At 43.1% G+C, this 10,596-nt stretch carries 7 protein-coding genes; 1 reads left to right on the plus strand and 6 read right to left on the minus strand.

Translation table 11 applies throughout. The annotated features are described in order from the left end of the window. Positions 1-233 precede the first annotated feature (233 nt). The 4 genes from NCCP133_RS10920 to NCCP133_RS10935 form a co-directional block, all read right to left on the minus strand. Positions 234-1,358 (minus strand): DEAD/DEAH box helicase, encoded by a 1,125-nt coding sequence (locus NCCP133_RS10920; RefSeq protein WP_264804997.1) that lies wholly within the window; start codon positions 1,356-1,358, stop codon positions 234-236. A 166-nt stretch (positions 1,359-1,524) separates the two neighbouring features. After that, on the minus strand, positions 1,525-3,906 hold the full coding sequence (locus NCCP133_RS10925) for an immune inhibitor A (RefSeq protein WP_264804998.1): 2,382 nt from the start codon (positions 3,904-3,906) through the stop codon (positions 1,525-1,527). A gap of 187 nt (positions 3,907-4,093) precedes the next feature. After that, positions 4,094-5,332, minus strand: a complete 1,239-nt coding sequence (locus NCCP133_RS10930; RefSeq protein WP_264804999.1) for an ATP-binding protein — start codon at positions 5,330-5,332, stop codon at positions 4,094-4,096. 220 nt (positions 5,333-5,552) lie between these two features. Continuing rightward, positions 5,553-7,010, minus strand: a complete 1,458-nt coding sequence (locus NCCP133_RS10935; RefSeq protein ID WP_264805000.1) for an alanine/glycine:cation symporter family protein — start codon at positions 7,008-7,010, stop codon at positions 5,553-5,555. Between the two features lie 272 nt (positions 7,011-7,282). On the opposite strand from NCCP133_RS10935, the gene NCCP133_RS10940 reads away from it, so the two are divergent. Further along, complete coding sequence (locus tag NCCP133_RS10940) at positions 7,283-8,491, plus strand: MFS transporter (RefSeq protein ID WP_264805001.1); 1,209 nt, start codon at positions 7,283-7,285, stop codon at positions 8,489-8,491. Positions 8,492-8,550: 59 nt separating this feature from the next. Here NCCP133_RS10940 and NCCP133_RS10945 read toward each other — a convergent pair whose 3' ends face one another. Further along, positions 8,551-8,916, minus strand: coding sequence for a VOC family protein (locus NCCP133_RS10945; protein ID WP_264805002.1), 366 nt, complete (start codon positions 8,914-8,916; stop codon positions 8,551-8,553). A 102-nt stretch (positions 8,917-9,018) separates the two neighbouring features. Then, the gene (locus tag NCCP133_RS10950) at positions 9,019-10,350 is read right to left on the minus strand and encodes a CoA-disulfide reductase (protein ID WP_264805003.1); all 1,332 of its coding nucleotides are present in this window, start codon (positions 10,348-10,350) and stop codon (positions 9,019-9,021) included. Between the last annotated feature and the right edge of the window lie 246 nt (positions 10,351-10,596).

A 10,596-nucleotide genomic window follows, 5' to 3' on the forward strand; every position in this document is an offset into this window, starting at 1 on the left:
CTCCTTTTATCTTTTTCAAAAGTAGTATGAGTCATATAGCGGGCCGTTATTCTTTTTTACTTGCTTAAGTCTTTATCATCAGTTATGACGCTATTCTATGCTTGGTTCCCTGTTCAAACGCATAAGCGAGCTTAATAAGGGATATCAAAGTTCGATTTTTATAAATTTATAAAAAAAGAGTACCAGGTACCTATACCAGTTAGATGAACTGGTATAGGTGCCTGTGCTAGCACTTAAACAATTTGCCCGCCGCGCATCGTTTTCTTTTCTGCGGTGAGGCCAAGTTCTTTTGCGATTTTTTTGAGTTCTCGTTCTTCTCTTTCGGTTACAAGGGATATGACGGTACCGCTGGCTCCGAACCGGCCTGTTCTGCCAGAACGGTGAACGTATTGGTTAATGTCTTTGGGTAAGTCAAAGTGGACAACATGGGTCACTCCCTTGATGTCCAAACCTCTGGCTGCCACATCGGTTGCAATAAGCATATTCGTTTTGCCCGTACGGAAATTTTTGATGGCTTTTTGCCTGTCAAACTTGCTTAAGTCACTGTGGAGTGTACCTGAAGCGATGTTTTTGAAATCCAGCTTTTCCGCCATTACCTTCAGGTTGCCGATGTCCTTTACAAAAACTAGAGCCTTAATGCCTTCAAGCCTGAATATCTTTTCGAGCATTTTAATTTTGTCTCTCGCTTCAGCCACAAAATAAATATGATCGACTGCTGCGGCCTGGATTGTATCATCTTTTTCAACACGGATCACTTCAGCATCTCCTGTCAGTTCCTTTGCAAGCTGTTCAATGACCGGCGGAAGAGTGGCTGAGAAAAGCAGAACCTGCCGATCTTTCAGTGTTGATTTAACGATATTCTGTACTGTCTGTGCATGCTCAGGCACCAATAGCTGATCGCCTTCATCAAGTACAACCGTCTTGACTTCATGCATTTTCAGCTTTTTCTGCTTAATCAGCTCCAGGACTCTTCCCGGTGTGCCCAAAGCAATATGGGGATGCTTCTTTAATTTTTCAAGCTGCCTTTTTACATTGGCACCGCCAATAAAAGAAGCTGCTTTAATGCCGCTTCCTTCTCCCCACTTTTGGATTTCTCCAAGAATTTGCATCACAAGCTCCTGTGAGGAGGCTAAAATGACTGCCTGTACCGCCTGTTTATCAGGATCAATTTTTTCAAGGACAGGAAGCAAATAGGCAAGTGTTTTCCCTGTTCCTGTCGGGGATTCTGCGATGATATCCTTTCCTTCGAGAGCCGGCTGAATCGCTTCTGCCTGCACAGTCGTTGGCTGCTGAAATGCAGACTTTTTCCAAGCCTCCTGGATGAATGGCTTCATATTTTGAATGAGAGATTGTGTCATAGGTAACTCCTTTTAAACTTAATCGCGTTTGTCAAATGATTATTTATAGTATAGCCGAAAATCGAAAAAAACTAGTATCGGTAATGATACTAGCTTATAGGCAGGAAGATGTCTACTCTTAATAGAAAAAGGCACGAAGCCATATCTGGCATTCGCGCCTTAACACTTACTTATGAATCCATACGGCTCCAGCAGAGTTGTCCTTTGCTTCACCGATGACTTGGAATTTCAAGCCAAGTTCCGGAACGATGCGTCCTGCATCAGGAATGAGGCTGTCGCTGTATGTTTTAGAATCATCAAAAACAGAAATTCCCTTTAAACCAGGGTAGTCATAGTCACCTCGAGTTGGTGAGCTTATTTCCCATGATGGTGTTTTATCTAAAGAGAATGCTGCATCTGCAATTTGATATCTTGTGCTTTGAGATACAGTCTCTTTCCCATCTTTCAATCCGATAATTGGTTCCGGATGTGAATCCACTACTCCAAGGAAACCTTCCCCTGGATGAACGCCAACCCAATTGTCTGTATAGCTGTCATCCGCATACCAAACAACTAGCCCAGTGTTATATTTTACTCCTCTTGAGTGAGCAAGGGCCGTATCAGAGCCTGCATAGTTTCTCCACTCCAGGTAATAATGGTTCTTGGCATAGCTGATTCCGTTGGAAACAATGAATCCGTCAAGAGTCATCTGAGATTCGCCTTCTGCATCGTCGGAGAAAATCACTTCTTCACCTGCCATTACTGAAATATTGTCTATGGCAAATCCGTCTAATGCAAGTCCGCTGTCTGTTACGTATTCAAATTCTAGTTTTACTTTTTCACCGGCCAAATGGCTTAAGTCATATGTTTTATCTACCCATTGGCCTTTAGAGGATTCAGCACGGGCGTCGCCGTCTGTATCTTCATCACCGATCACATCAAGCTCAACTTTGCTACCATCTTCTTTTATTGCATTCACATACAGATAGTCATAATCAAACTCAATATCATAATACATTTTAGCATTAAATTCTGCTGCTTCTGCACCTGTCAAATCAAATTCAGGAGTTGTCAAAGTGGTATGAAGGTCATCGCCCTTTGTGCTGTAGTAATATTTATCACCAAATTCAGGCTCAATGCCGTGTACTTCTTTTACAGGAAGATTCACTTTAACAATTCCCGGATTTTTTGATTTGGTTACACTCTGATCAATGACCGCTGTCAACCCTTTTTCATCAATGTCCTCATAGTCAACTTCTGTCATATTGGCCCAGTTTCCGCCCATTAACTTCTGGAAGTATTCTTTGTTTTGAGGGGAGAAACTTGTTGGCTCTGTACCTGCAATATTACCATTCCAGCTTCCGCCGCTCATGATGGACCAGGAAGCGATCGGCTCGCCTTGTCCGGAATATTGCGTATCATACTCATCTGGCAGCCCTAAATCATGTCCAAATTCATGGGCAAAAACACCAACAGCTCCATCTTCAGGCTGGATTGTGTAATCGAAAGCAGCCATTTGTCCGTCCCAATAGTCTACTTTCGCCGTAGTATTCGGAACTGGAAAAACACCATTAAGCACCCAGCGATGTGACCAAATTGCATTATCCCCTAAGACACCGCCGCCAGCTTCCTGACCTGTGCCTGCATGGATGATCATTAGATGATCCACTAATCCGTCCGGCTCATTAAAGTTGCCATCTCCATCCAGGTCATATAAATCAAACTCATCGTAATCGGCTAAATCAATACCTGAAGCAGCTGCTGCTTTTAGTGCCTCTTTTACTAAATCGCGCGGACCAAGAGGGGCCTGGTTGTCATGTCCGCCATTAGGGTTATCATCGCCATAGTCTTTAGCATTCCCAGGGACTGTCAGCCATTCTGAAACCGTGCCATCAACGGTATAGCTGCCGCCTGACTGCTCTTCATAGAATTGCTTGAACGTCTTAACTTTATCGCCGTTGAACAGCTTAAATTCCTTATCGCCAAACATTAATTGCTCATAATGCTCTTTGCTGAAGTCATCAGCGTACATATAGCCTTCTTCCTGCTCAATATTATTGTGTTTAAGATCTTCAAACTCTGTCAGCAGCACGAGCACTTTATCTGTTCTGACTCCGCCCTTATATCCGGCATCCTTGGCAGATGCTACTTTGACTCCTGAATTTCCAATTTTAAAGCTATCATGGCCTTTATTAAGCTTCTTTGACAGCTCTTCCTTTTGCTTTGTTAAAAACTTCTTTGCCTTTTTATCAAACTCATCTTCCTTATTATGTTCCTTATCTGCCTTGCCGGGTTTTTCTCCCTGCTTTTCTTTAATATAAGCTTTTACTGCTTTTTCAACTTCTTTAACGGAAGCATTTTCAGAAATCATGCCTCTTTCCTGCAGTGCTTTGCCTAAACGGTCTTCATCCACTATGTTCATATCAATTGGAGCAGACAATTCTGCTGCAGATGCTTGTGATGGTGCTGCCGTCGTTCCTGCAAAAGACCCTGCGAATAAAGCCGCAGCCATCATTGTGGTGGCTGTAATTGAAGATAAAACCTTGAAGGGTTTATTTTTATTGCTCATTTCTGCTGCCTCCCATTTCGAATTTTAAAATTTTCGAATTGCGAGATTAATTCTATCAAATTACCTAAAGATTTTTAATAGTCTAATAATACTGTTATTTCATTATTCTATTAAAATCTTAATCATGTCCTTTGGCCTAAAAAGAAGAGGATGTGCAGTTAATTGCACATCCTCTATTCTTTCGCTGCTATTTGATTTTTTGGATTAAAGGAATGGTTAGGCTGACAGCAGTCCCTTTACCAACTTCACTTTCAAATTCAATTTCCCCGCCATGTTCCTCAACGATTTGGCTTGTCACCATAAGCCCCAAGCCGGTGCCATCCGGCTTTGTTGTATAAAAGGGAGCGCCTACTCGATTGATGTTTTCAGCCATTATGCCGCAGCCTTCATCTTTTACACGGATCAGCACCCGCTGTCCCTGGAGCATTTTTGCGGATATAGTTATCGTGCCGCCATCAGGCATCGATTCAATCGCATTTTTAACGAGATTGATCAGCACTTGCTTCATTAGCTTCTCATCGCATTCGACCTTTGGGAAGTTTGCCAGGTCTTCGGCTGTGATTTTTACATTGTGATTGGATCCCTGTTCTTTCATAATCGAGATGACGTAGCCAACCAGAAAATCCAACTCCAAAGGTTCAAACACAGGCTGCCTTGGCCTGCTAAGGAACATTAAGTCGTCTGCAATCAAGTTAATTCGCTCTATTTCCTCTATCATGATTTGATAGCGGTCCCTGTCTTCCGGATGCCTTTCCATCTGCAGCTGGGTAAAACCCTTTAAAGAGGAAAGAGGATTTCTTACTTCATGTCCGACTACCGATGCCATCTGTCCGACTGCAGCCAGCTTTTCAGTTTGCCGCAGCTCCTGGAAAACTTTTGTTAATGATTCAATATAGGAATAGAAGCGGTTCACAAGCAAATAGGAAACGGTTGAAAAAATGATCAGCAATACGATGGGCACCATGACCTTTTGGCTGCTCAGCAGCCATCCTGTGAGAAGATACTTGCCCACCAAGCCGCCTGTAACAATCCAAAAATAGCGTTTATTGACAAACAGCGGTGCAAAGATGATAAAAAACAGCTCTACAGCATTGCCTGTCTGAAATTCCTTCGACTCCCCCAAGTAAATTAGCATGCTGTTTATAAAATCAGTCAGAACAAAGCTTGTAAAAAACAAGTACTTTACCTTGAATGGACTTCCAGTTTTAAAAAAATACACAGCGATGGGAAGAAGGCCAATCAAGATCAAATAATACCCAATGCCAAGTCCGCCATTCGGCAGTCCTGAAGTGCCTCCTGCATTGAGCGGAAGAAGATAATAATAAAATAAATCATAAAGTGTAAAAATAAGATAAAACAGCCACATAAAAAGCCTGACTGCCTTTGTCTCTTCATTAACTAATGTCAGTTGACTAAAACCCTTCATAAAAAATGCTCCCCGGTTAACTCTATTAAAATTGTACCAATAAGATTATTATAAACGGTTAGGCCGAGAGATGCATATTTCTTTCATCATTTGACCCTTACTAAATAAGAAAAGCGCAAGGCGCCTGGACCTGGACAGTTGTCTAAGTTCAAAGGGATATAAATTCTGATATCAGAAGAAAAAATGCCCGGCATCAGCCGGACATCGTTTAACTTTGCGATTAAGATACTTTTTCTTCCTGCGGCTTGTAATCTTCTTCCCAATACTCAGCGTTTTTAATGCCAAGCTTCTTGGAATTGAAGACAGGATCGAGTCCTTGCTTTTTCTGCGCTTCATAGTCTTTTAAGGCAATTAGGGCTGGTTTCGCAAGGATCAGAATGGCGATGACATTGAGCCAAACCATCAATCCAAGACCAACATCCCCAAGCGCCCAAGCAAGGCCGGCCGTCTTGACGGAACCATAGAAAGTAGCACCGAGCAGAACCACCTTAAGAACAAACATGGCAATTTTGCTGTTTTTGCCGCTTACGAGGTAAGCAACGTTTGTTTCAGCCATATAGTAGTAAGCCATAATAGTTGTAAACGCGAAGAAGAATAGAGATATGGCAACAAATGAAGCTCCGAATCCTGGAAGCACAGATTCAACAGCTGCCTGTGTAAATCCAGGTCCAGCTTCTACTCCAGGAAGATTTTCAACGATAGGAGTCTTTCCATCTGCGCCAACGGTATTGAACATTCCCGTAAATAAAATCATAAATGCTGTTGCGGAACAAACGAACAACGTATCGATGTAAACAGAGAAGGCTTGAACAAGACCTTGCTTGGCAGGGTGGGAAACTTCTGCAGCTGCTGCAGCATGCGGTCCTGTCCCCTGACCTGCTTCATTGGAATAAATTCCCCGCTTTACGCCCCATGCGATCGCACTTCCGAGAATGCCTCCAAACATGGAATCCGCCCCAAATGCACTGCTGAAAATTAAGGAAATTACGCCAGGCAATTCTCCAATGTTCATCCCAATGATCACTAAGGAAACAAGAATATAGCCTATTGCCATGAATGGAACAGTATACTGGGCAACAGTTGCAATACGCTTAATTCCGCCAAAAATGATAAGGCCAAGCAAGGCGACAATCACAAGGCCTGTTACGGTTTTACTGATTCCAAATGCATTCTCCATTCCAAGTGCAATGGAATTCGACTGGATTCCCGGCATTAAAATCGACATTGCCAGAAGAGTAGCAACCGCGAAAAGAACTGCAAACCACTTAATGCCTATCCCTTTTTCAATGTAATAAGCAGGGCCTCCTCGGTAAACCCCGTCTTTTTTCACTTTGTAAATTTGAGCAAGCGTGGATTCAACAAACGCACTTCCCGCTCCTATAAATGCAATCGTCCACATCCAGAACACTGCACCCGGACCACCCATTGCGATAGCAGTCGCGGTACCTGCAATGTTACCAGTTCCTACACGGCCGGAAAGAGCAATGGATAAGGCCTGAAAAGATGAAACGCCCGCTTCGGAACTTTTTCCTTTGAACATGAGCAAAACCATGTCTTTGATGTGCCGGACCTGCAGGAATCGGGTTAAAATCGAAAATAGCAACCCTACTCCAAGCAAGATGTAAATAACTGGTGTACTCCATAAGATCCCATTAAGCTGATTAACAAAAGCTTCCAAACAAATTCCCCCTTTTATTCTATATTCTGAATCTTTATCCTATTAAGAATTATAGAATAAGCTCTGTTATATTACAATGTTTTTTTAACGGTCTTAAGGAATAATGTCATAGTGCTTTTTGGTCAGTTTTCCTTTTCCGCCATCTGGCCTGTTTTTTATATCTTAATTGGGCTAAATAGAAGGATAGGGGATATCGCCTTCCTATTTTCGGAAATATTCGCTATTATATATTTAGGGAAACGAAGCGTCGCCCGGAAAGAAGTGTTTCAAACATGATTAAACAAACAAAACAAAATTTAATGATCATGTGGTTTGCCAATTTCTTTGTGGCAGGCAGCATGACCATGGTTCTCCCCTTTATCTCATTATATATAGAAACGTTTGGAGATCATTCCCTCACCTACGTTCAGCATTGGTCAGGCTGGACGTTTGCCATTACTTTCGTCACAGCGTTTCTTTTTTCCCCGATTTGGGGAAGAGTCGGAGACCTGTTCGGGCGCAAAAAAATCCTGATTCTGTCCGGAATTGGAATGGGCATATCAATCTTCCTGATGGGATATGTGACCCATGTCTGGCAGCTGTTCTTCCTGAGATTGTTTATGGGGATCTTTACCGGCTTCATCGGCATGTCTCAAGCCTTTATTTCCACACAGACTCCTAAGGAAATTGCCGGAAGGGTAATGGGCACCCTGCAAACGGGAAGCATTACCGGTTCCCTGATGGGTCCGCTTCTCGGCGGTGTTCTCGCAGACCTTTTTGGATACTCTGACACCTTCAAATGGACATCGCTTGCCATTTTCCTTTCTGCCCTGCTTGTGTTCTTCACAAAGGAAATGAAAGTTGAAACGCAAAAGGGAGAAAAAACACGGTATTCAAGCAAGGCAGTCATTCAGCATATTATTCGGAATCCTGTATTGCTGACGGTTATGCTGATTTCAACGCTGGTTCAAATGGCGCATTTCAGCATACAGCCTATTCTATCTTTATATGTGAGCGAATTGCATGGCCCTGAGAATCTGGCTTTCTTTGCAGGAATTGCCTTTTCGGCTGCGGGTGCAGGAAATTTGCTGATGGCAAGGCAATGGGGAAAAATAGGTGATCAGTACGGATATATAAAAATTCTGGTGATTCTTTTATTCCTCGCAGGCATCTTTTATTTGCCGGGCGGATTCGTTACAAACATGTGGCAGCTCGTCCTTGTCCGCTTCGCACTCGGCGTGACCATCGGCGGCATCATTCCTGTCAGGATTGCCTACATCCGTCAGGAAGCACCTGTTGCCATGCAGGGTGAAGTGCTGGGATACAATACAAGCCTGCGCTTCTTTGGAAACATTATCGGCCCTATTATGGGCGGATTGATCTCAGGGTATCTGGGGTTCTCAGCGGTCTTTGTTGTCACAAGCCTGCTGCTGATCTTAAGCGGATTGATTTTGCTGGGGGCGATGAATCGCCATCCGCAGCTTGTAAAGGATTCCTATTAAGTACTTTTGCATCGACAGTAAAAGCTGCCCCCAGCATATTAGGGAGGGCAGCTTTTTCCTTATTCTTCAAAATGGCAGACACCAAGCTTATTTCCATCCAAGTCTTCAAACTCAAACCACTTAACCGTTCCGTCATCTTGAATCGGACCAGCCATGACTTCGTGCTGATGCAAATGCTTATGCGCTTTTTCAATGTCTGAAACATAAAAGTTAAAAAGCATATGTGAGGATTCGTCATCCGGTTTTTTAGACGGAGCCCGGACCAGCGTTAACGGGGTCTTTCCTGCCTCAAGGGCTGCATACCCGCCCTGATCATCTTTCCACCTTACCGGGAGACCAAGAACAGTGCTATACCAATCAATTGCTTGGTCAAAATCACGAACCTGAAGAAAGACCGTATCAATTCTTTTAAAAATATCCCGCATACAAGACCTCCATATAATGTTATTCATATGGAATATTCCACATTCTTTATAAATCCCCTTTTCAGAATGAAAAAAAGCCTGCATGTCAGCTGGCTTTCTCCACTACTTCGCGGCATTGCTGGCAATATGGACAGCGTCCCAAACGCCCGCAAACGGAGGTGCATAGCATAAGTCGGCCATCCCAAGTTCATCTGCTGGCATTTTATTATGAATAGCCACTGCGAATACATCGATTCGGAGGACGACACCTTTGCTGCCGATTGCATGTGCCCCCAGTATACGCTTCGTTCCTTTTTCACAGATCAGCTTAATCCAAATAGGCGTTGGATTCGGATAGTAGTTTGGATGGTCTGAAGCCTTTACAAATTCGGCTGTATAATTGATGCCCTTTTTTTTCGCATCTTCCTCGGAAAGCCCTGTTCTGCCCAGCTCCAGATCAAATATCTTAATTGCTGCACTCCCTAATGTTCCCACGTATTTCTCATGGCTGCCGGCTATATTCGCACCTGCCAGGCGGCCGCATTTATTGGCATTGGTTCCGAGCGGAATATAATCATTTTCTTCAAGTACTTTATGATATACTTGAGCACAGTCTCCTGCTGCATAGACATCTTCAATATTTGTGCGCATTTCACGGTCAATTATTATAGCGCCATTTTCAGCTAATTCCAGCCCTGAGCCTTCCAGAAATGCAGTGGCGGGCTTTACACCGACTGCAACCAGCACCAAATCTGCTTTGTATGTGCCTTTATCCGTTTTGACGCTTTCCACTTTTCTGTCTCCGCTGAAGCTCTCGACTTTTTCGCCAAGGTTTAATTCAACGCCTTTATCACGGATTTCCTTTTCGGCAATAGCTGTGATTTCTTTGTCAAATGGAGCAAGAATCCGCTCCCCCATTTCGATGACTCTGACATTTTTGCCAAGCGTTTTCATGGCTTCGACCACCTCAATTCCTATATAGCCGCCGCCTACAATGACAACATCCTTCACTTCTTGCTTATGGGCAATTTCTTTTAAAATCATCCCGTCTTCAAGTGTCTTCAGCACATGAATATTCTCAAGATCCGCTCCTGGAAATGGCGGCATAACCGGGAATGTTCCGGTGCCAATCATTAGCTTATCGTATGTATCCGTAAACGTCTTATCAGCGGAAAGATCTTTAACCGTTACTTCTTTCTTGTCGGTATCCACTTTTAGGACTTCATGCTGAAGAAAGGTTTTGATGCCCCTCTCAGAAAATTGTTCTTGTGTACGTGCTATCATTTTTCGATAATCATCATTTTCACCTGACACATAATATGGAAGACCGCAGGCTCCATAGGATAAGAAATTGCCTTTTTCATAAACAGCAATTTCAGCTTCACTGTCCATTCTTCTTACCTTTGATGCGGCTGACATGCTCGCCGCCACACCGCCAATAACCACTAGTTTCATAGAGATCTCTCCTAACGTTTTCAATGACCGAAATTTGTTAAGCGTTTTCACCATAGCTTTGGTTAATCTGTAAAAATTATGCACTTCCTGCTGTATAGCTTCTACACTGTTATAGCTATCTGAATTTTATGAACATTTTTTAAGAGAAAAGGAGCTGCCATGATAGCAGCTCCAGCGCTTTTTCTGTGAAAATAAATAAACTTGGGATCACCCTGTGTTATGAGAGTGGGGTTAACTTTTTAATCG

It is taken from the genome of Cytobacillus sp. NCCP-133 (assembly GCF_026011715.1).
Lineage (GTDB): Bacteria > Bacillota > Bacilli > Bacillales > Cytobacillaceae > Cytobacillus.

Coding starts and splice junctions, on each gene's coding strand:
- NCCP133_RS10940 (WP_264805001.1), top strand. CDS start 7,283: ATGATTAAACAAACAAAACAAAATTTAATGATCATGTGGTTTGCCAAT.
- NCCP133_RS10920 (WP_264804997.1), bottom strand. CDS start 1,358: ATGACACAATCTCTCATTCAAAATATGAAGCCATTCATCCAGGAGGCT.
- NCCP133_RS10950 (WP_264805003.1), bottom strand. CDS start 10,350: ATGAAACTAGTGGTTATTGGCGGTGTGGCGGCGAGCATGTCAGCCGCA.
- NCCP133_RS10925 (WP_264804998.1), bottom strand. CDS start 3,906: ATGAGCAATAAAAATAAACCCTTCAAGGTTTTATCTTCAATTACAGCC.
- NCCP133_RS10930 (WP_264804999.1), bottom strand. CDS start 5,332: ATGAAGGGTTTTAGTCAACTGACATTAGTTAATGAAGAGACAAAGGCA.
- NCCP133_RS10945 (WP_264805002.1), bottom strand. CDS start 8,916: ATGCGGGATATTTTTAAAAGAATTGATACGGTCTTTCTTCAGGTTCGT.